The sequence below is a fragment of the Streptomyces niveiscabiei genome, assembly GCF_033794345.1.
Lineage (GTDB): Bacteria > Actinomycetota > Actinomycetes > Streptomycetales > Streptomycetaceae > Streptomyces > Streptomyces niveiscabiei.
The window spans coordinates 52,050-72,299 of record NZ_JARAYJ010000028.1 but is presented as its reverse complement, the minus strand read 5'-3'; the positions used below and the strand labels follow the sequence as shown (position 1 = coordinate 72,299).

Here is a 20,250-nt window from a genome sequence, read left to right as displayed (position 1 = left end):
ATGGGGGCGCCGAGGCTCGTCGGGCTGGTGTGGGGGCTGCTGATCCTCAACACGCTGGGTTCGGCCGGGGCGAAGACCGTCGTGCCGATCCCCCGGTCGCTGATCCAGATGGTGACGATGGGCGCGCTGGTGGCCGCGTTCACGCTGGCGCTCGCGCTGAACCCGCGGCTGCGCGTCCGGGGCAGCGCCTATCTGCTGGCGCTCAGCCTGCTGGTGGTGGTGAGCGTCATCTCCAGCGTGCACCTGGAGGCCGGGTTCGGGGCGCTGTTCCGGTGCGCCCGCCTCGCGCTCTTCGTGGGCACGCTGTGGCTGCTGACGCGCTGGTGGGACGGCGGCGACACGTTCGTACGGCACCACATCCGGATGTACTTCGCGGTGCTGATGTCGGTGGCGGCGGGCCTGGCGGTGTCGCCTGGGGCGGCGATGCCGGAGCTGTACGGGGGGCGGCTGGTGGGGGCGCTGTGGCCGCTGACGCCGCCGCAGATCGGGCAGTACGCGGCGGTGATCATCGGGCTTTCGGTACTGCTCCTGCTGGGCGGGCGCACCGACCGGGGCAGTGCGGCGCTGGTGGTCGTGCCGTCGCTGGTGATCCTCGCGCTGACCCACACCCGGACGGCGACGCTCGGGCTGCTGGTCGGGCTGACGCTGGCGATCGTGTCGCTGGTGCTGACGAGTTCGGCCGCGCGCCGGTTCTTCTCGTGGTCGGTGCTGGTCGCGACCGTCGCGGCGGTGGGGTTCAGCTCGCTGCTCCAGGCGTGGTTCCTGCGGGGGCAGAGCCAGGAGAACTTCACGAGCCTCACCGGGCGGGCGAAGGTGTGGGACGCGCTGCTCTCGGCGCCCCGGTCGACGTCGGAGCAGCTGTTCGGGCTGGGTCTGGGCGACAAGTCGTTCGCGGGGCTGCCGATCGACAACAGCTGGCTGGCCGTCTACAACGAGCAGGGCTTCGCCGGGGCCGGGCTGGTGGCGGCGTTCCTCGTCGTGCTGGCCGCCGTCGCGCTGCTGAGGCCGCCGTCGCTGGCACGGGCCTGCGCGATCTTCCTGATCAGCTACTGCGCCATCGCGTCGTACACGGAGGCCGGGCTCGGTGACGCCTCGCCGTATCTGCTGCATCTGGCGGTCGCCGCCTCCCTGCTGGCGGCGCCGGCGCCGACGGCTCCCGAGGTCCCATCGCGTCTGTCGTCGGAGGTGAACTGACCGTGCACGTCCTCGTGGTGCACAACCGCTATGCCTCGGCGCAGCCGAGCGGGGAGAACAAGGTCGTCGACCAGGAGGTGGCGCTCCTGCGGGAGGCCGGTCACCGGGTGGGGGTGTTCGAGCGGCGCAGTGACGACATCGCCGGCCGCTCCCTGCCCGCCAAGGCGGCGATCCCGCTGCTGGTGCCGTGGAACCCGGGCGTGCGCCGGGAGCTGGCCGCGCGGCTGCGGGCCGAGCGCCCCGACGTGGTGCACGTGCACAACGTGTTCCCGCTGCTGTCCCCGGCCGTGCTGGCGGCCTGCGCTGACGCGGGGGTGCCCGCTGTGGCGACCCTGCACAACTACACGCAGGTCTGTCCGCCGGGCACGCTCCAGCGCGACGGCCGGCCGTGCTCGGCGTGCGTCGGGAAGGCGGCGCCGCTGCCCGCCGTACGGCACGGCTGCTACCGGGGTTCGCGGCTGGCCACGGTGCCGCTCGCGCTGAGCCTGTCGGTGAACCGGCGGCGCTGGTGGTCGGGGGTGGAGCGGTTCTTCTGCATCTCCGCCGCGCAGCGCGACGTCCTCGTGCGGTCGGGGCTGCCGGCCGAACGGCTGGCGGTGAAGCACAACTTCGTCCCCGAACCGGGCATCGCCCGCACGGGCCCCGGCGAGCACCTGCTGTTCCTGGGCCGGCTCGCGGAGGCCAAGGGCGTGCGGGTGCTGATGGCGGCGTGGGACGAGGTCGCGGCCGGCGGCGGGGTGGGGGTGCCGCTGGTGATCGCCGGGACGGGCCCGCTGGAGGCGGAGGTGACCGCCTGGGCGGCGGGCCGCCCCGATGTGCGCTGCGTCGGCCTGTACGACACGGACCAGTGCCGGGAGGCCATCGCCAGGTCGGTCGCCGTGGTCGCCCCGTCGACGTGGATGGAGGCGTTCGGCCTGGTCGTCGTGGAGGCGATGGCGGCCGGGGTGCCGGTGGTCGCCGCCGGGCACGGGGCGTTCACCGAACTCGTCGAGGACGGGGTGAGCGGGCTGCTGCACCGGCCGGGCGAGGCGGCCTCGCTGGCGTCCTGCCTGCGCCGGATCACGGGCGCGGACCAGGCGATGGGGGTTGCGGCCCGGCGCCGTTACGAGCAGGGGTTCAGTCCGGCCGTCGGCCTTGAACGCCTGCTGGAGGGGTACCGCTCCGCGATCGCGGGGCGGACACAGTCGAGTGGGGGGAACCACTAGATGACACGATGCCGACTCTGCGGCTCACAGGCGCTGGCGAGCGTGGTCGACCTGGGGGCGACACCGCCGTGCGAGAGCTTCCTCGCCGCCGACCAGCTGGACCTGCCGGAGCAGACGTACCCGCTGCACCTGCGGGTGTGCACGGACTGCTGGCTCGCGCAGATCCCGCCGCTGATCACGCCGGAGGAGACGTTCACGCAGTACGCGTACTTCTCGTCCTACTCGACGTCGTGGGTGGAGCACGCGCGTGCGTTCGTCGAGGGCGCCGTCGAGCGCCTGGGGCTCGGCCGCGACGCGTTCGTGGTCGAGGTCGCCAGCAACGACGGGTATCTGCTGAAGCACGTGGTGGACCGGGGGATGCGCTGCCTGGGCATCGAGCCGTCGGTGAACGTGGGCGCGGCGGCGCGGGAGGCAGGGGTGCCGACGATCACCCGGTTCCTCGACCCGACAGCCGGCGCCGAGGTGCGCGCCGACCACGGTCCGGCGGACCTGGTGGTCGCCAACAACGTGTACGCGCACATCCCCGACGTGGTCGGCTTCACCCGGGGCCTGCGCGCCCTGGTCGCCGACGACGGCTGGGTGTCGATCGAGGTGCAGCACCTGCTGACGCTGATCGAGGAGAACCAGTACGACACGATCTACCACGAGCACTTCCAGTACTACTCGGTCGCCGCCGCGATCCGCGCGCTGGCCAGCGGGGGCCTCGCGCTGGTGGACGTCGAGCTGCTGCCGACGCACGGCGGCTCGATCCGCCTGTGGGCGCGCCCCGCCGAGGCCGCCGGGGAGCCGTCGCGGCGGGTGGCGGACGTCCTGGACCGGGAGAAGGCCGCGGGTCTCCAGGAGCTGTCCGGGTACACGGAGTTCTCCGCCCGGGTGGCGACCGTACGGCGTGACCTGCTGCGGTTCCTCGTCGAGGCGGCCGAGCGCGGCGAGACGGTCGTCGGGTACGGGGCGCCGGGCAAGGGCAACACGCTGCTGAACCACTGCGGCATCCGCCCCGACCTGCTGCCGTACACGGTCGACCGCAACCCCTACAAGCACGGCCGGTTCACGCCCGGCACGCGTATCCCGATCCTGGCGCCCGAGCGGATCGCCGCCGACCGGCCGGACTACGTGCTGGTCCTGCCGTGGAACCTGCGGGCCGAGCTGACCGAGCAGCTGTCGTTCGTGCACGAGTGGGGCGGCCGGCTGGTCTTCCCCGTCCCGGAACTGAGCATTGTCGAGGTGAAGTCGTGAAGGTCGTCCTGTTCTGCGGCGGTTACGGGCTGCGGATGCGCAGCGGTGCCTCCGACGACGTGCCCAAGCCGATGGCGATGGTCGGTCCGCGCCCGCTGATCTGGCATGTGATGCGCTACTACGCCTACTTCGGGCACACGGAGTTCATCCTGTGCCTCGGGTACGGCGCCGACCACATCAAGAACTTCTTCCTCACCTACGAGGAGACGACGTCCAACGACTTCGTCCTCAGACGCGGGCGGACCGAGCTGCTGTCCACGGACATCGCGGACTGGACGATCACGTTCGTGCAGACCGGCGTGGAGTCGCCGATCGGGGAGCGGCTGCGCCGGGTACGCGAGCACCTGGACGGGGACGAGATGTTCCTCGCGAACTACGCGGACGTGCTGACCGACGCCCCGCTGCCGGAGATGATCGACCGGTTCACGCAGCGGGACGCGGGGGCGTCGATGATGGTCGTGCCGCCGCAGTCGTCGTTCCACTGCGTGGACCTCGGCGACGACGGTCTGGTGGGCGGCATCACGCCGGTGAGCGATCTGCCGCTGTGGGAGAACGGCGGCTACTTCGTGCTGCGCCAGGAGGTATTCGACCACATACCGGAGAACGGCGACCTGGTCGCGGACGGGTGCGCCGAACTCGCCAAGCGGGGACGGCTGGTGGCGCACCAGCACCGGGGGTTCTGGAAGCCGACGGACACCGTGAAGGAGCGGGCCGCGCTCGACGAGGCGTACGCGCGCGGTGAGCGCCCGTGGGCCGTGTGGGAGCGCGCGTGATCCGCCTCGGCGCCGGGCGCCTGACCCGGGTCGCCGCCGTGGGGGCGCACTGCGACGACATCGCGATCGGCGCGGGCGGCACCCTGCTGGCGCTGTGCCGGGCGCGTCCGGGCCTTCAGGTGGACGCGCTGGTGCTGTCCGGTGCCGGGACCGAGCGCGAGCAGGAGGAGCGTGACGCGCTCGCCGCGTTCTGTCCGGGCGCCGACCTGCGGCTGACGGTGCTGAAGCTGCCGGACGGCCGCCTCCCGGCGCACTGGGAGGAGGCCAAGGCGGCCGTGGAGGAGCTGCGCGAGCGCACCGACCCGGACCTCGTGCTGGCGCCCCGCACCGACGACGCCCACCAGGACCACCGGGGTCTCGCCCAGCTCATGACGACGGCGTTCCGCGACCACCTGGTCCTGGGCTACGAGATCGTCAAGTGGGACGGCGACCTCGGCCGCCCCAACGCCTACCAGCCGCTTGCGGTGGAGCTGGCCGAGGAGAAGGTGCGCCTGCTCCAGGCCCACTACGCCTCCCAGCGCCACCGGCCCTGGTACGACCGCGAGGCGTTCCTCGGCCTCGCGAGGATTCGCGGCATCGAATGCCACGCCCGCTACGCCGAGGCGTTCGCGGTCACCAAACTCACTCTCGACCTGGGGGATTGAACGTGCGTGTACTGCTGACCGGGCACCAGGGCTACCTGGGCACCGTCATGGCCCCGGTCCTCACGGCCGCCGGGCACGAGGTCACCGGCCTGGACGCGGGCCTGTTCGCGGACTGCGTGCTGGGCCCGGCGCCCGCCGACCCGCCGGGCCTGCGCGTGGACCTGCGCGACGTCACCGCCGACCACGTCGCCGGCTTCGACGCCGTCATCCACCTCGCGGCCCTCTCCAACGACCCGCTGGGCTCGCTGGCGCCCCAGCTCACCTACGACATCAACCACCACGCCTCCGTCCACCTGGCCCGCCTCGCCCGCGACGCGGGGGTACGGCGGTTCCTGTACGCGTCTACGTGTTCCGTGTACGGCGCGGCGGGCGGCGACGACCTGGTGGCCGAGGACGCGCCGCTGCGCCCGGTGACGCCGTACGCGGAGTCCAAGGTGCGCGTCGAGGACGACCTCCACACGCTGGCCGACGGCGACTTCAGCCCCGTGTACATGCGCAACGCGACCGCGTTCGGGTTCTCGCCCCGCCTGCGCGCGGACATCGTGCTGAACAACCTGGTCGGGCACGCGCTGCTGTCCGGTGAGGTGCTGGTGCTGTCGGACGGGACGCCGTGGCGTCCGCTGGTGCACGCGGCGGACATCGCCCGCGCGTTCACGGCCGCGCTCGGCGCCGACCGGGACGCGGTGCACGACCGGGCGTTCAACATCGGCAGCGAGGCCAACAACGTCACCGTCGCCGACATCGCCGGGCAGGTCGCGGAGGCGGTGGCCGGGTCGAAGGTGCGCATCACCGGCGAGACGGGCGCCGACCCGCGCTCGTACCGGGTCGACTTCTCCCGGTTCCGTAGCGCGGTTCCCGGTTTCGGCTACGAGTGGACCGTCAAGCGCGGCGCCCTCGAACTCGCCGACGCCTACCGCGAACACGGCCTGACCCGGGAGGCGTTCGAGGAGCGCTTCACCCGGCTCGCGGTGCTGCGCGCGGCCTCCGAGGCGGGCGCGGTGGACGACACGCTGCGGTGGCGCCGGTGACCGCGGCCGGCGAGGAGATGCACGCGCTGGTGGAGCAGCTGTACCCGCTGTGCCGGAGCATCACCGGGGACGGGGTGCGCGCGACGCTGGAGATCGTCGGCGAGCACGTGCCGCTGGAGGTCCACGAGGTGCCGACGGGGACGCAGGTCCTGGACTGGACGGTGCCGCAGGAGTGGAACATCAAGGGCGCGTACGTCGCCGACGCCACCGGCCGCAGGGTCGTCGACTTCGCCGCGTCCAGCCTCCATGTCCTCGGCTACAGCGTGCCGGTGGCGCGGACCATGCCGCTGTCCGAACTCCGCGAGCACCTGCACACCCTGCCGGAGCATCCGTCGTGGGTGCCGTACCGCACCAGCTACTACAAGCCGACGTGGGGTTTCTGCCTGGCCCAGGACACCCTGGACGCGCTCCCGGACGGCGAGTACGAGGTGCGGATCGACTCCACGCTCGCCGACGGCCATCTCACCTACGCCGAGCACGTGATCCCCGGCCGGGTCCCCGACGAGGTGATCGTCTCCTGTCACGTCTGCCACCCGTCGCTGGCCAACGACAACCTCGCCGGGATCGCGGTGGCGACGTACCTGGCGAAGGCGCTGGCCGAGCAACAGCCGTACTACACCTACCGGTTCATCTACGCGCCCGGCACCATCGGGGCGATCACCTGGCTGGCCCGCAACGCGGAGCGCGTCGACCGGGTCCGGCACGGGCTGGTGCTGGCCTGCGCCGGGGACGCGGGGCAGCTGACGTACAAGAAGAGCCGGCGCGGCGACGCGGAGATCGACCGGGTGATGGCGCACGTCCTGGCCGGGCGCCCGCACATGCTCAAGGAGTTCAGCCCGTACGGCTACGACGAGCGCCAGTACTGCTCCCCCGGGTTCGACCTCGGGGTGGGCTCGCTCAGCCGGACCCCGTACGCGGGCTATCCCGAGTACCACACCTCGGCGGACGACCTGGACTTCGTGTCCCCGGCGGCGATGGCGGACACCCTCGCCGTGTGCCGGGAGGCGTTCGCCGTGCTGGACCGCAACCGGCGGTACGTGAACCTCAGCCCGTACGGCGAACCGCAGTTGGGACGCCGGGGGCTGTACGACTCGCTCGGCGGGCGCAGTGACGCGCAGCAGGCGCAGATGGCGATGCTGTGGGTGCTGAGCCTCTCCGACGGGGAGCACTCGCTGCTGGACGTCGCCGAGCGGGCCGGCCTCGGGTTCGACTCGGTCGTCGCGGCGGCGGACGCGCTGCGCGACGCGGGTCTGATCAAGGCATGACACCGGCCCGGGGGTTCGTGAAGCGGCTGTCCTGGGGGCTCGCCGACCAGGCGGCCTCCAGCATCAGCAACTTCGCGGTGGGCCTGTACGTGGCGCGCTCGCTGGGGGTGAGCGCGTTCGGCGTGTTCAGCCTCGCGTGGGTGACGTACGGCGTGGTCCTGAACGTCTCGCGGGGCCTGGCCACCGATCCGCTGGTCGTGCGGTTCAGCGGGGTGCCGGAGCCGGCGTGGCGGGGTGCGGTGGCCCGCTCGACGGGGACGGCGCTCGGCGTCGGCGCTGTGCTCGGCGCGGTGTCGGTGGCCGCCGGGCTCGCGCTCGGCGGCGGCGTGGGGCCCGCGTTCGCGTGCCTGGGCGTGATGCTGCCGGGGCTGCTGCTCCAGGACGCGTGGCGGTACGCGTTCTTCGCGGCCGGCGCCGGGCGCAAGGCGTTCGTCAACGACGTCGTGTGGGGTGTCGCGCTGGTCCCGGCGCTGCTGGTCGCGGCCCGGGTGGGGAGCGTGGCCGCGTTCGTGCTGGCCTGGGGAGCGTCGGCCACAGTGGCCGCCGGGTACGGCTACGTCCAGTCCGGCATCCTGCCGCGCGCCGGCCGGGCTCGCGGCTGGCTGCGTGAGCAGCGCGACCTCGGTTACCGGTACCTGGTCGAGAACGTGAGTCTCAGCGGGGCGAGTCAGCTGCGCGCGTACGGGCTCGGCGTGATCGCCGGGGTCGGCGCGGTGGGGGCGGTGCGGGGGGCGGAGCTGCTGATGGGGCCGTTCCTCGCCGTGCTGATGGGGCTGTCGCTGGTGACCGTGCCGGAGGCGGCGCGGGTGCTGCGGCAGTCCCCGCACCGGCTCGGCCCGTTCTGTCTCCTGCTGGGCGGCGGGCAGGCCGCCGGCGCGCTGCTGTGGGGCGGGGCGCTGCTGCTGGTGCCGGGCGCCCTGGGCGAGGCGGCGCTCGGCGAGGTGTGGCACTCGGCGTCCGCGCTGATCGTGCCGATCGCCCTCGGTGTCGCGGGCGCCGGTCTCGGCACGGGCGCAGCGGCCGGGCTGCGCGCGCTCGGCGCTGCCCGGCGCAGCCTGCGCGCCCAGCTCTTCGCCTCCGCCTGCTACGTCGGCGGCGGCCTCGGCGGCGCCGCCCTGGCCGGCACGGCCGGTTCGGCCTGGGGGGTCGCCGCGGCGACCGTCACCAGTTCGGCCGTGTGGTGGCTGCACCTGCGGACCGCCCTGCGCGAGCGCCGCCCTGAACCGATTCCCGAAGTGAGGACGCCATGACCGACCGTCCCAGGCTGAGCATCGGCCTGCCCGTCTACAACGGCGAGGAGTACCTCGCCGAGTCCCTCGACGCCCTGCTCGGCCAGACCTACGAGGACTTCGAACTCGTCATCTCCGACAACGCCTCGGCCGACGGCACCCAGGACATCTGCCGCAAGTACGCCGCCCAGGACTCCCGTATCCGCTATCTGCGCCTGCCCCGCAACATCGGTGCGACGCCGAACCACAACCACGTCCTCGCCGAGAGCCGGGGCGAGCTGTTCAAGTGGGCCTCGCACGACGACCTGTACGCCCGCGACCTCCTCAAGCGGTGCGTGGAGGCGCTCGACGAGCGGCCGGACGTGATCCTCGCCCACGCCGACCAGGCGGTCATCGACGAGGACGGCCAGGTGAAGGTGCCGTACGCGTACACCCTCGACACCGCGTCGCCGGACGCGCCTAAGCGGTTTCGCAGCGTGCTGTTCGAGCCCGGCGGGGACGACTTCTACGGGGTGATCCGGACCGAGGCGCTGCGGCGGGTGAAGCCGATGGACAGCTACCACCACGCGGACCGCACGTACGTCGCCGAGATCGCCCTGCACGGGCGGTTCCACCAGGTGCCGGAGCTGCTGTACTTCCGGCGCGACCACCCGACCCGCGCCGAGCGCGCGAACCCGTCGAAGCGGGCGCGGTGCGTGAACCTGGACCCGCGCCGGGCGGGGCCGCTGCATCCGACGCCCCGGCTGCTCGCCGAGTACGTGTGGGGGTTCGCCTCCGCGATCCGGCGGGCGCCGCTGTCGTCGGCGGACCGGCGGGCGTGCTTCGGGCATCTCGCGGCGTGGCTGACGAGCCGGGCGCGCACGGGCGGCGGTGAGCGGGTCGAGGACCGGGCGCCGGTCGACCCGTCGGAGCTGTCGGTGTCCGTGGACGACCTGGTCGCCGGGCGCGAGGGGAGGCGGGCGTGAAGCCGGTGCGCGTCGGGGTGTTCGGGCTGCTCGGCTCCGGGAACCTCGGCAACGACGGCTCGCTGGAGGCCGTCCTGCGCCATCTGCGGGACCGGCATCCGTCGGTGACCGTGGACGCGCTGTGCGGCGGGCCCGAGGCGGTGACGGCGAAGTTCGGCATCCCCGCGACCCGGCTGCACTGGTACCGGGGCGAGTACCGGACGGCGTCGCGGGCGGGGGCGGTCGCCGGGAAGGGGCTGGGGAAGGTCGTCGACATCGTCCGTACGGCCGCCTGGGTGCGGCGGCACGACGTGGTGATCGTCCCGGGCATGGGCGTCCTGGAGGCCACGCTGCCGCTGCGGCCGTGGGGGTTCCCGTACGCGCTGTTCCTGCTGTGCGCGAGCGGGCGGCTGCTGGGGACGCGGGTCGCGCTGGTCTGCGTCGGCGCCGCCGAGATCCGCAGCCGGCCGACGCGGGCGCTGGTGCGGTGGTCGGCGCGGCTCGCGGCGTACCGCTCGTACCGGGACGGCAGGGCGCGCGACGCGATGCGGGCGATGGGTGTGGACACCTCGCGGGACGAGGTCTATCCGGACGTCGCGTTCTCGCTGCCGGTGCCCGTCGCGGCACCGGCCCCGGGGACGGTGTGCGTCGGCGTCATGGACTTCCACGGCGGCAACGACGACCGGGCGCGGGCCGACGAGATCCACGGCCGGTATCTCGACGGGACGATCCGGTTCGTGCGGGTCCTCGTCGGGGAAGGGCGGCGGGTGCGGCTGCTGACCGGCGACACGTGCGACGCGCCGGTGGTCGCCGCGATCCTCGACGCGGTCGGCTCGCCGCTGGTCAGCGCCGCCGAACCGGCCTCGCTTGCCGACCTGATGGCGGAGACGGCGGCGGCCGACGCGGTCGTCGCCGTCCGCTACCACAATCTGATCTGCGCCCTGCGGACCGGCACTCCGGTCCTCGCGCTCAGCTACGCCGCCAAGAGCGAGGCGCTGATGACGTCGATGGGGCTCGGCCCGTACTGCCATCCGGCGCGCGCCGTCGACGCCGACCGGCTCCTCGAACAGTTCCGGGAGCTGGAGAAGCGCTCCGCCGAGGTACGGCGGACGCTCGCCGACCGCAACCTCGCCACCGCCCGGCGTCTGGAGCACCAGTTCGCCGCCCTGACCACCGTGCTGTACCCGTCCCGCCAGGAGGCTCCTTGAAAGCGACCGCGGTCCCCGAGATCACCGGCGCGTACCTGTTCGAACCGACGCCGTACGCCGACGAACGCGGCTTCTTCTGCCGCACATTCGACGCCGACGTCGTCCGGTCGGTGGGCATCGACCCGGACGCCTTCGTGCAGGACAGTCTGTCGCGGTCGGTGCGCGGGGTGGTGCGCGGCCTGCATCTGCGCTCCGGCGCGGGCGAGGCCAAGCTCGTACGGTGCTCGTCCGGGCGGGTCTTCGACGTCGTCGTGGATCTGCGGGCGTCCTCGCCGACGTACCTGAACCGGGCCTTCTTCGAGCTGTCCGGGCAGACGCAGGCGAGCCTCTACATCCCGGCGGGGTGCGGGCACGGCTTCCAGGCGCTGACCGAGACAGCCGACACGTCGTACCGGATCGACCGGCCGCACGACCCGTCCGAGGACGTCACGATCGCCTTCGACGACCCCGAGTTGGGCATCCCCTGGCCGCTGCCCGTCACCTCGCTGTCCCCCCGGGACCGGGAGGCGCCCGGGCTCGCCGAGGTTCTCAAGCGGCTGGAGGGATGACCGTGGGCACCGAGAAGTCACGCCGGGCCAACGAGCGGCTGCACGCCCTCATCCCCGGGGGCGCGCACACCTACGCCAAGGGCGACGACCAGTACCCGGAGAACCTGGCGCCGGTCATCAGCCACGGGCGCGGGGCCCATGTGTGGGACGTCGACGGCAACCGGTACGTCGAGTACGGCTCCGGGCTGCGCTCGGTCAGCCTCGGCCACGCGCACCCCCGGGTCACCGAGGCCGTGCGCCGACAGCTCGACCGGGGCTCGAACTTCGTCCGGCCGTCGGTCGTCGAGGTCGAGGCCGCCGAACGGTTCCTCGCGACCGTGCCGACCGCCGAGATGGTCAAGTTCGCCAAGAACGGCTCCGACGCGACCACCGCCGCCGTACGCCTCGCCCGCGCCGCCACCGGCCGCTCCCGGGTCGCCCTCTGCGCCGGCCATCCCTTCTTCTCCACCGACGACTGGTTCATCACGACCACCCCGATGTCCGCCGGCATCCCGCCGAACGACCTCACGGTGTCGTTCCCGTACGGCGACCTCGCCGCGACGGAGGCGCTCCTCGCCCGCGACGGCGACATCGCCTGCCTGATCCTCGAACCGGCCACCCAGACCGAGCCGCCGCCCGGCTACCTCGCCGGTCTGCGCGCACTCGCCGACCGGTACGGGTGCGTGCTGGTCTTCGACGAGATGATCACCGGGTTCCGGTGGTCCGAGGCGGGGGCGCAGGGCCTGTACGGTGTCGTGCCCGACCTCTCGACGTTCGGCAAGGCCCTCGGCAACGGCTTCGCCGTCTCCGCGCTCGCCGGGCGCCGCGAGCTGATGGAACTGGGCGGGCTGCGCAGCTCCGGCGACCGGGTGTTCCTACTGTCCACGACCCACGGCGCGGAGACGCACTCGCTGGCCGCCGCCATGGCCGTGCAGAGCGTGTACGTCGAGGAGGGCGTCACGGCACGGCTGCACACCCTCGGCGACCGGCTGGCCGCCGGGGTCCGCGACGCCGCCGCCGGGATGGGCGTCGGGGAGCACGTCGTGGTGCGGGGACGGGCCAGCAACCTGGTCTTCGCGACGCTCGACCCGGAGGGCCGGCCGTCCCAGGAGTACCGGACGCTGTTCCTGCGCTGCCTCCTCGCGGGCGGGGTCCTCGCACCGTCGTTCGTGGTGAGCAGCGCGCTCACCGACGCGGATGTGGATCGCACGGTCGAGGTCGTGGGGCAGGCTTGCGCGGTGTACCGGAAGGCGCTGGACGCGGGGGATCCGACGCCGTGGATGGGGGGGCGGGCGGTGAAGCCGGTGTTCCGGAGGCGGGTGTGAGGGGGCGTCGGGGCGGGGGTGACGGGCCCTCGGCTGCGGAGGCACGCTGCGTTGGGGCCCGGAGGGAGAGGCCGTCGGCGATCGGTGGGCAAGGGCGTCGAAGGCGGGAACGACCGGCCTTCGGCCGTGAGGGCACGGGCCTCGGCGCCCCAGCGGGACCGGCCGTCGGCGATCGGTGAGAGAGGGGGCGCCGGGGGCTGCGTCGACGGGCCTTCGGCCACGAGAGCGCGGGGCATCGGGGGCAAGGGTGACGGGCCATCGACCGCAGGGGTCGTCGGCGCCCCCGAAGGGAAGGGGCATCGGCGGCTTCGATGACCGGCCTTCGGTCACGAGAGCACAGGGCGTCGGAGGTAACGGTGACGGGTCGTCGACCGCAGGGGCGCCGGTGCCCCGGGTGGGCGGGCCCTCGGCGATCGGCGACAAGGGGCGTCGAGGGCTCGGGCTGGGCGGCCCCGGCTCCCCCTCCCGTGCCGTCAGCGGCGTCTGTGGTGGGCCGCGTCCAGGGTCCATGCCGTCGCCGGTGTCGTGGTCAGTGCCGTGCACCAGCCGCCGAGGACGTCCGTCGGGTAGTGGGCGCCCAGGGTGACCTGGGCCCAGCCCATGGCGGTGCCCGCGATCAGGGCGGCGCCCAGGACCAGTGCCAGGCCCGGGAGTCTGCCCAGACCCAGTCGGCCGGCCGTGAGGAGTGCCACCGCCAACGCGAGCGAGGTGAGGAAGGCGGTGTGGCCGCTCGGGTAGGACAGGTTGTCGGGGCCGTGGATCGTGCGGCCCACGGCGTGCTTGAGGAGCGTCGCCGTCACCACGCCGACGGCGACGGACGTGATGACGAGGAGCGCGGCTCGGGGCCACCGGAGCAGGAGGCAGCCCGTCAGGGCGGCGCCCACCAGCAGCGCGGCGCCGAGGGGTTCGCCCAGGAAGTCGACGGTCAGGGCGATGTCCCGCCAGCCAGGGCCCGCCTTCTCCAGTGCCGTCGAGATCGGGGTGTCCGCGCTACTGGGTTCGCTGTCACCGGCGTACAGGATCGCGAGGACGGCGACGGCGAGGGCCGCGAGGAGCGCGGTCAGCCCGAGCCAGCGGCGTAAGGGAGGGGGGAGCGCCGGGGTCACAGGCCGCTGCTCCGCCGTCGGACCACTGGCACGGGAGCCCCCCTCGTCGTATCCCCTCGTCACCCTAACGCGGGGCTCACCTCGTCAGGGCCGGAGCCGGGAGATACGGCGAGATATTGCGCCACGCCCGCTCGACGTACTCCTCCTTCTCCCCGACCGGCGCGACGTAGTGCAGCGCGCTCTCGGCGGCCTCGTGTCCCTTGAGGCGCGCGAGGAGCCACCCGGCGAGGTAGTGGGAGGCGAGGCAGCCACCGGCGGTGGCGATCGTGTCGTCGGCGTAGAAGGGCTGGTCGAGGACGTCGACCCCGGCCGCGAGCACCCAGGGTTTGCTGGCCAGGTCCGTGCAGGCGGGGATGGTGTCGAGGAGTCCGAGCCGGGCCAGGACGAGCGCGCCCGAGCACTGCGCGCCGATGAGCTGGCGGGCGGGGTCGAGCCCGCGCAGGACGTCCATGATCGCCGGGTTCTCGACGACCTCGCGGGTGGCGATGCCGCTCCCGACGATCACGGCGTCGGCGGCGCAGGCCTCTTCGAGGGTGGACATCTGCTCGACGACCACGCCGTTCATGGACGTGACCTTGGGGGTGGGGGTCGCGAGGGTGACCTTCCAGTCGTCGTCCTTGACGCGGTTGAGGACACCGAGGGCGATGAGGGAGTCGAGTTCGTTGTAGCCCTCGAAGGTGAGGATGGCGATGTGCACGGCGGTGTTCCCTTCCGTGGGCGGGGGTGTCGACGGTAGGAACCGGTGGCCAGGACAGTCAAAGAATTGTCATGGATACACTTCGGCGTATGGCGGCACCCCGGTACAAGGCCCTGGTCGACACGTTCGCGTCCGACATCCGCGCGGGCCGCCTCGCGGCGGGCGTCCGGCTGCCGACCCACCGCGCGCTCGCCGCCCGCGAGGGCATCGCCCTGGTGACCGCGACGCGCGTGTACGCCGAGCTGGAGGCGATGGGCCTGGTCAGCCGGGAGCAGGGCCGGGGGACGTTCGTACGGGACATCGCGGTGCCCGAGGGCCACGGGATCGACCAGCAGGTCATCGCGACGGACGCGGTCGACCTGAACTTCAACTACCCGTCCCTGCCCGAGCAGGCCGGACTCCTGCGGCAGGCCCTGCGGGAGACGGCCACTTCCGGGGAGCTGGACGCGCTGCTGCGCTACCAGCCGCACCGGGGGCGCGCCCAGGACCGGGCGTCGATCGCCCGGCACCTCGGGCACCGGGGGCTCGCCGTCGGCCCGGACCGGGTCCTCGTCGTCAGCGGGGCCCAGCACGGCCTGGCCGTCACCGTCATGGCGGCGCTCGCGCCGGGGGACGTCGTCGCGGTCGACGCGCTGACCTACCCGGGGTTCAAGGTCCTCGCGCAGGCGTTCCGCCTCGACCTGGAGCCCCTCCCCGCCACCGCCCACGGCCCCGACCTGGACGCCTTCGAGAAGCTGTGCGCGACCCGCCCCGTACGGGCGCTCTACACGATGCCGACCCTGCACAACCCGCTGGGCTGGGTCGTGCCGGCGCCCGCCCGCGCCCGGCTGATCGAGATCGCCCGCCGGTACGGGACGCTGATCGTCGAGGACGCCACGTACGCCTACCTCGTCGAGGACCCGCCGCCCCCGCTGGCCGCGAGCGCGCCCGACCTCGCCGTGTACGTCTCCGGGTTGTCCAAGAGCGTGGCCACCGGCCTGCGGGTCGGGTTCGTCGCCGCCCCGCCCCACCTGGTGGCGGCGCTGGAACGCGCGATCCGGGCGACCACCTGGAACACCCCTGCGCTGTCGACGGCGATCGCGTGCCGGTGGCTGGACGACGGGACGGTGGGCCGTCTGGAGGCGCGCAAGCGGCAGGACGCCCGGGCCCGGCAGGTCATCGCCGCACAGGAGTTGGCGGGGCTGCCGCTGACCGGCCACCCCTCCTCGTACTTCACGTGGCTGAGGCTCCCCGACGACGCCCGCGCCGACCGCCTCACGGCCACCCTCGCGCGCCTGCACATCTCGGTCAGCACGGCGGAGCCCTTCACCACCACGACGCACACACCGCAGGCGCTGCGTCTCGCACTCGGCTCGACCGACCCGGACAGTCTCCGCTCGACCCTGCGGACAGTACGGCGGGTCATCGCCGAGGACGCGGCCGTCTGACGACCGGACAACCGGTCGACGCCGCCCGCGCCCTGGTCGAGTCCGACGCCGCACACGGGCACACCGAGCCGATGATCACCCTCGCGTGAACGCCGGATACCCCGGCAACGCCTCCACCTCCCACCGTCCGGCGACCTCCCGCGACAACGCCCGCATCACCTGCGTGAACGCCGGAAACTCCGCCGGCTCGCCGGCCGACTCCCAGCGGTGCCGCAGCACTTGACGCCGGGTGGGCACCGGAACCCGCGTCCGGTGCAGCGGCCCGTCCACCGCCGTGCGCGGCAGCAGCCTCACCGTCGCGTCGACCGTCCACACCACCACGGCCCGCCGCATCCCGGCCTCCCACACCGCGTCGTCGGCCAACTCCGGGTACACACCGACGACTTCGTCCCGGAACGCCCCCTCGACCGCCTCCGCCGTACCCGGCGGCAGCCTGAACACGCACCAGCAACTGGAGAACGGCATACGGCAGTACGCAGCCGTGAGAAAGACGGACTGGAAACAAGCCGCCTCGAAATCGATCAGCCGCAGCCCGTCCGGCGTGAGCAACGCGTTGTCGGGACAGGTGTCCCCGGGCGTGAACGCCGGATACCCCACCGCCCCTGCCCGCGCCACCTCCTCCACGAGCCCCGGCGGAACACCGATCCCGGCGCCCTCGAGCACCCCCGGCAGAGCCTGCGCATTACGGGCAACCCACGGCTCGTCCTCCCACGACGCCACCCCCGCCCCGTACCGCGCCCACAGCCGGGCGAGCTCACCACGCCGCCCCACCGACGCGGCAGCCAGCCGCCCGAGCCCGCGCGCCCAGTCCACCAACCCGTCCCGCGCGACGCCGGGTTCACTCCCGAGCAGCACATCCGCCAGCGTGGGCGCACCCCCGAAATCCTCCGTCACCAACAACGGAACCCCGGCGTCCACCCCCAACACCCGAGGCCCGCCGATCCCCAACGACAACCCGGCAACCTCGGCAACAAACCCCCGCCGCCCCTCCACCCCCTCACCGAACGCCTTGACGACCACACTCCCGCCGTCCCCCGTCACACACCGCAGCACGGTACTGCGCGAACTCCCACCCAGATCCACCGCCCCACCCAGCCGGCTCCCGACCGCCTCAGCGGCGGCCCGCACAATCGAATCCATCGCGGCATTCTGCCACCGGCAGGACTGCGCCGCCCGGGTGTATGGTCGTCGCCGCCACAGCAGGACCGACGTACCGAAGCGAAGGGGGTGTTGTCGATGGCCGCCGTTCTCACGCCCATCGCCCTCAGCACCCTGCTCACCGTCTGAGACGCCGCATCGGCGCACCGGTGGGCACTTCTCCCAGGAGACCGTCGTGCCCTGTCACGCGAACACCCGTTCCACCGTGCGGTCGTTGATGCGGCTGCGCCCCTATGTACGGCCGTACCGTCGGCGCCTGCGCGCGGGGACGGCGCTCGCCTCGCTCGCCGCACTGCTCGCGCTGGCGATGCCGCAGATCCTCAGGTGGATCGTCGACGGGCCGCTGGCCCGGCGCTCTGCGGGGCGACCTATGGTGCTCGACCGGGACATCACGCGGGTGCCGGTGAGGGGTGTCCGGGGCGCCGTCGTCCGGTACACCCTCGTCGCCGGGCGCGTGGTCCACGACGCGGGGTCCGGGGCGGGGCGTACGTGGGCCGAGGCGGTCCGGCGGATGGGCGCGCTCGGGGCGGGGCAGGGGGCAGGGGGTTGCTGCCAGGGGAACTGACCGGCGCCTATGCCCCGGCAGGAGACGGCGGGACCAGGACGAGCTTGCCGAGGTGTGGGAGACGACCGGCCGTATCTCGCCGCGTTCGACGTAGCCGACGAGCGTGAGGCCCCTGAGGTACACGTCGCGCAGGTCGATCTCTGCGGTGGGCCCGCCGATGGCGTAGCGCAGGACGGAGAGCAGGCGCGGCACCCTCGGGCCACCGACCAGGTCGAGGACCACGTCTACGCAGGCCCGGCCGAGTTCCGCGACGGAGTCCGGTCGGCGCCCTGGGCGCGGACGCCGGCGGCCTTCGCGGCGGACGTCACCGCGACGACGCTCGCGCCCCGACGCCCGGCGAGCTGCACGGCCGCGAGCTCCTCGTCGCTCCAGTCGCCGCGCGCGGCGTACGTCTCCCGGGCGGGGGCGGCCACGTCCTGCGCGAATCCCCCGTCGCACTCGCTGCCCAGCGTCCAGCGCTCGAAGGGGCGGTGATCGACGGGCGTGCGCAGCGTGGTTCGCACGAGGACGCGCTCACCGATCCGGCCGGACGTCACGACCTCGCCGACGGCGGCGATCCGGCCGCAGACGTCGGCTTCCTGGGTGCGCGGGAAGGTGAGGGGCGTGCTCGACCAGGTGGCGTCGTCTGCGCGGCGCTGCGCTGCCCCGCCCGGGCGTCCTAGCCGCGCCCCCCTCCCTCGATCCGGTACCCGACCCCCGGCACGGTCACGATCAGCCAGGGTTCTCCGAGCCGCTTGCGCAGGGCCGAGACCGTGATGCGGACGGCATTGGTGAACGGGTCCGCGTTCTCGTCCCACGCGCGTTCCAGGAGTTCCTCGGCGCTGACGACGCCGCCCTCGGCGGCGACGAGGACGTCCAGCACGGCGAACTGTTTCCTGGTGAGCGCGACGTACCGGCCGTCCCGGTACACCTCCCGGCGGAACGGGTCCAGCCGCAGGCCCGCGATCTCCCGTACCGGGGGTCTGTGGTGTGCGCGCCGGCGGTCCAGCGCCCGCAGCCGCATGACCAGTTCCCTCAGGTCGAAGGGTTTCGTCAGGTAGTCGTCCGCGCCGAGTTCGAACCCGGACGCCTTGTCGTCGAGGCGGTCGGCCGCGGTCAGCATGAGGATCGGCGTGCCGCTGCCGGAGGCGACGATGTGCGCGGCGACCTCGTCGCCGGACGGGCCGGGGATGTCGCGGTCGAGCACGGCGATGTCGTACGCGTTGACGCCGAGGAGTTCCAGCGCGGTGTGGCCGTCGCCGGCGATGTCGGCCGCGATCGCCTCCAGCCGCAGGCCGTCACGGATGGCTTCCGCCAGGTAGGGCTCGTCCTCGACGATCAAGACACGCATGGGTCCAGGCTAGGGGGCCGGGCCTATCGCCGGCGTATCGGAAACCGGATACGCGGCGGCAACCGGGCGCTGTCTTCACTGGCGGTATGAAACGAAGTTCAGCATCGGGGCGGGCCGGCGCCCTGCCCGCCGTATCCGCCGTGGCCGTGCACCGCACCGGACCGTGTCCCGTCGGGCCGCGCACATGACCAGGGTGTCCCCGGACGTACGCAGGCCCGGCCAAGGCCCCGGGGGATCAGCGGTGAGCAGTGTGGATACGGCGGTGAGGGAGCCGAGCGCTCCGGAGGGAAGCCGGCGTCCGCGCCTGCGTGCCCTGCGCGGAACCGGTCCGTGGAAGCGTGGCCGGGTGCCGGCCGCGCTGGCCCTCGTCCTCGGCCTCGTCATGGCGGCGCACGGGTGGATCACCGATGCCGGTGGTCTCGGCTCTCTGGTGGAGACGTTCCTGCCCTGGTCCGGCCTGTTCGTCCCGGTGCTGCTCGGCGTCGCGCTGTGGCGCCGGTCCGCCTCCGCGGTGGTCGCGGTGCTGCTGCCCGCCGTGGTGTGGGCCGGCCTCTTCGGCGGCCTCCTCCTCGACAAGTCGCGCCCCGGCGGCGACCTCACCCTCGTCAGCCACAACGTCGGTGCCGACAACCCCGACCCCGCCGGGACCGCCCGCGCGCTCGCGGCTTCCGCTGCGGACGTGCTGGCGCTGGAGGAGATCACCGATCAGGCCAGGGGCACGTACGAGAGGGTGCTGGCGGCGGACTACCCCTACCACTCCGTCCAGGGGACGGTGGGGGTGTGGAGCAAGCTGCGGCTGTCGGACACACGGCTGGTCGACACGGCTCAGGACGCCGGGCCGCTGGGTGCCGCGAAGTCGGCCGAGGCGAAGTTCGTCGCCAACCGGGCCCTGCGGACGACGGTGGCCACGGCCCGCGGACCGCTCGCGGTGTACGTCGCCCACCTGGGCTCCGTACGGGTCACCCCCCGCGCGGGCTTCTGGACGGACTCCCGCAACCGCAACGCCCAGGCCCTCGCCGAGGCCCTCGCCGCCGAACCCAACCAGCGGGTGATCCTCCTCGGCGACCTCAACGGCACCTCCGACGACCGCGCGCTCGACGGCCTCACCTCCCGGCTGCGCTCGGCGCAGGAGGCGGCCGGGGACGGGTTCGGCTTCACCTGGCCGGCCGCGTTCCCCGTCGCCCGGATCGACCAGATCCTGACCCGGGGCGTGGAGGCGAGGAGTTCATGGGTGCTGCCGGAGACCGGCAGCGACCATCTCCCGGTGGCGGCCCGGATCGACTGGTAGCCCCCCGGCCGCCCCTCCCAAGGACGGGGGATGTCACCGGCGTCGGTGACATCCCCCCTCAAGGCCGCCCGTCTCAGCGCACTGTCACGGTGAACACCGGC

Annotated in this window: 20 protein-coding genes; 15 read left to right on the top strand and 5 right to left on the bottom strand. The window is 73.3% G+C overall.

Features of this window, described 5'->3' with window-relative positions; translation table 11 throughout:
- From PV682_RS31025 to PV682_RS30970, 12 genes are read left to right on the top strand one after another with little or no spacing between them, the layout of a single operon-like run.
- Positions 1 to 1,194, top strand: a complete 1,194-nt coding sequence (locus tag PV682_RS31025; RefSeq protein ID WP_319735089.1) for an O-antigen ligase family protein — start codon at positions 1 to 3, stop codon at positions 1,192 to 1,194.
- Between the two features lie 2 nt (positions 1,195 to 1,196).
- The gene (locus tag PV682_RS31020; RefSeq protein ID WP_319735088.1) at positions 1,197 to 2,399 is read left to right on the top strand and encodes a glycosyltransferase; all 1,203 of its coding nucleotides are present in this window, start codon (positions 1,197 to 1,199) and stop codon (positions 2,397 to 2,399) included.
- Positions 2,400 to 3,635, top strand: coding sequence for a class I SAM-dependent methyltransferase (locus tag PV682_RS31015; protein WP_319735087.1), 1,236 nt, complete (start codon positions 2,400 to 2,402; stop codon positions 3,633 to 3,635). It abuts the gene before it with no gap.
- Positions 3,632 to 4,408 carry a glycosyltransferase family protein gene (locus PV682_RS31010; RefSeq protein WP_319735086.1) on the top strand — a complete coding sequence of 259 codons (777 nt, stop codon included), beginning with the start codon at positions 3,632 to 3,634 and terminating at the stop codon, positions 4,406 to 4,408. Before PV682_RS31015 ends, PV682_RS31010 begins: the two co-directional genes overlap by 4 nt.
- Complete coding sequence (locus tag PV682_RS31005) at positions 4,405 to 5,052, top strand: PIG-L deacetylase family protein (protein ID WP_319735085.1); 648 nt, start codon at positions 4,405 to 4,407, stop codon at positions 5,050 to 5,052. Before PV682_RS31010 ends, PV682_RS31005 begins: the two co-directional genes overlap by 4 nt.
- A gap of 2 nt (positions 5,053 to 5,054) precedes the next feature.
- Positions 5,055 to 6,080: an NAD-dependent epimerase/dehydratase family protein gene (locus PV682_RS31000; RefSeq protein WP_319735084.1), complete on the top strand. Its 1,026-nt coding sequence runs from the start codon at positions 5,055 to 5,057 to the stop codon at positions 6,078 to 6,080.
- On the top strand, positions 6,068 to 7,345 hold the full coding sequence (locus tag PV682_RS30995) for a DUF4910 domain-containing protein (RefSeq protein ID WP_319735083.1): 1,278 nt from the start codon (positions 6,068 to 6,070) through the stop codon (positions 7,343 to 7,345). The genes PV682_RS31000 and PV682_RS30995 overlap by 13 nt, the downstream gene beginning before the upstream one ends.
- Entirely contained in the window at positions 7,342 to 8,595 is a 1,254-nt protein-coding gene (locus tag PV682_RS30990; protein ID WP_319735082.1) for an MATE family efflux transporter, read from the top strand. The genes PV682_RS30995 and PV682_RS30990 overlap by 4 nt, the downstream gene beginning before the upstream one ends.
- Positions 8,592 to 9,539, top strand: coding sequence for a glycosyltransferase family 2 protein (locus PV682_RS30985; protein ID WP_319735081.1), 948 nt, complete (start codon positions 8,592 to 8,594; stop codon positions 9,537 to 9,539). Before PV682_RS30990 ends, PV682_RS30985 begins: the two co-directional genes overlap by 4 nt.
- A complete protein-coding gene (locus tag PV682_RS30980) occupies positions 9,536 to 10,726 on the top strand; it encodes a polysaccharide pyruvyl transferase family protein (protein ID WP_319735080.1) in 1,191 nt (396 codons plus the stop codon). The genes PV682_RS30985 and PV682_RS30980 overlap by 4 nt, the downstream gene beginning before the upstream one ends.
- Positions 10,723 to 11,274 carry a dTDP-4-dehydrorhamnose 3,5-epimerase family protein gene (locus PV682_RS30975; RefSeq protein WP_319735079.1) on the top strand — a complete coding sequence of 184 codons (552 nt, stop codon included), beginning with the start codon at positions 10,723 to 10,725 and terminating at the stop codon, positions 11,272 to 11,274. The genes PV682_RS30980 and PV682_RS30975 overlap by 4 nt, the downstream gene beginning before the upstream one ends.
- Complete coding sequence (locus PV682_RS30970; protein ID WP_407705766.1) at positions 11,271 to 12,578, top strand: glutamate-1-semialdehyde 2,1-aminomutase; 1,308 nt, start codon at positions 11,271 to 11,273, stop codon at positions 12,576 to 12,578. Before PV682_RS30975 ends, PV682_RS30970 begins: the two co-directional genes overlap by 4 nt.
- 473 nt (positions 12,579 to 13,051) lie before the next feature.
- On the opposite strand, the gene PV682_RS30965 is transcribed toward PV682_RS30970, so the two are convergent.
- Complete coding sequence (locus tag PV682_RS30965) at positions 13,052 to 13,684, bottom strand: phosphatase PAP2 family protein (RefSeq protein WP_319735077.1); 633 nt, start codon at positions 13,682 to 13,684, stop codon at positions 13,052 to 13,054.
- Positions 13,685 to 13,760: 76 nt separating this feature from the next.
- Positions 13,761 to 14,381 carry a DJ-1/PfpI family protein gene (locus PV682_RS30960; protein WP_319735076.1) on the bottom strand — a complete coding sequence of 207 codons (621 nt, stop codon included), beginning with the start codon at positions 14,379 to 14,381 and terminating at the stop codon, positions 13,761 to 13,763.
- An 89-nt stretch (positions 14,382 to 14,470) separates the two neighbouring features.
- Here PV682_RS30960 and PV682_RS30955 point away from each other — a divergent pair, with 89 nt between their 5' ends.
- Complete coding sequence (locus tag PV682_RS30955; RefSeq protein ID WP_319735075.1) at positions 14,471 to 15,808, top strand: aminotransferase-like domain-containing protein; 1,338 nt, start codon at positions 14,471 to 14,473, stop codon at positions 15,806 to 15,808.
- A 75-nt stretch (positions 15,809 to 15,883) separates the two neighbouring features.
- On the opposite strand, the gene PV682_RS30950 is transcribed toward PV682_RS30955, so the two are convergent.
- Positions 15,884 to 16,948, bottom strand: coding sequence for a hypothetical protein (locus PV682_RS30950; RefSeq protein ID WP_319735074.1), 1,065 nt, complete (start codon positions 16,946 to 16,948; stop codon positions 15,884 to 15,886).
- Positions 16,949 to 17,141: 193 nt separating this feature from the next.
- Between PV682_RS30950 and PV682_RS30945 the strand changes: the two genes are divergently transcribed.
- A complete protein-coding gene (locus PV682_RS30945) occupies positions 17,142 to 17,531 on the top strand; it encodes a hypothetical protein (RefSeq protein WP_319735072.1) in 390 nt (129 codons plus the stop codon).
- Between the two features lie 224 nt (positions 17,532 to 17,755).
- Here the strand turns inward: PV682_RS30945 and PV682_RS30940 are convergent, their stop codons facing one another.
- The gene (locus PV682_RS30940; protein WP_407705770.1) at positions 17,756 to 18,088 is read right to left on the bottom strand and encodes an MDR/zinc-dependent alcohol dehydrogenase-like family protein; all 333 of its coding nucleotides are present in this window, start codon (positions 18,086 to 18,088) and stop codon (positions 17,756 to 17,758) included.
- Between the two features lie 101 nt (positions 18,089 to 18,189).
- On the bottom strand, positions 18,190 to 18,861 hold the full coding sequence (locus PV682_RS30935; RefSeq protein ID WP_319735070.1) for a response regulator transcription factor: 672 nt from the start codon (positions 18,859 to 18,861) through the stop codon (positions 18,190 to 18,192).
- Positions 18,862 to 19,123: 262 nt separating this feature from the next.
- Here PV682_RS30935 and PV682_RS30930 point away from each other — a divergent pair, with 262 nt between their 5' ends.
- Entirely contained in the window at positions 19,124 to 20,149 is a 1,026-nt protein-coding gene (locus tag PV682_RS30930) for an endonuclease/exonuclease/phosphatase family protein (protein WP_407705769.1), read from the top strand.
- Positions 20,150 to 20,250 lie beyond the last annotated feature (101 nt).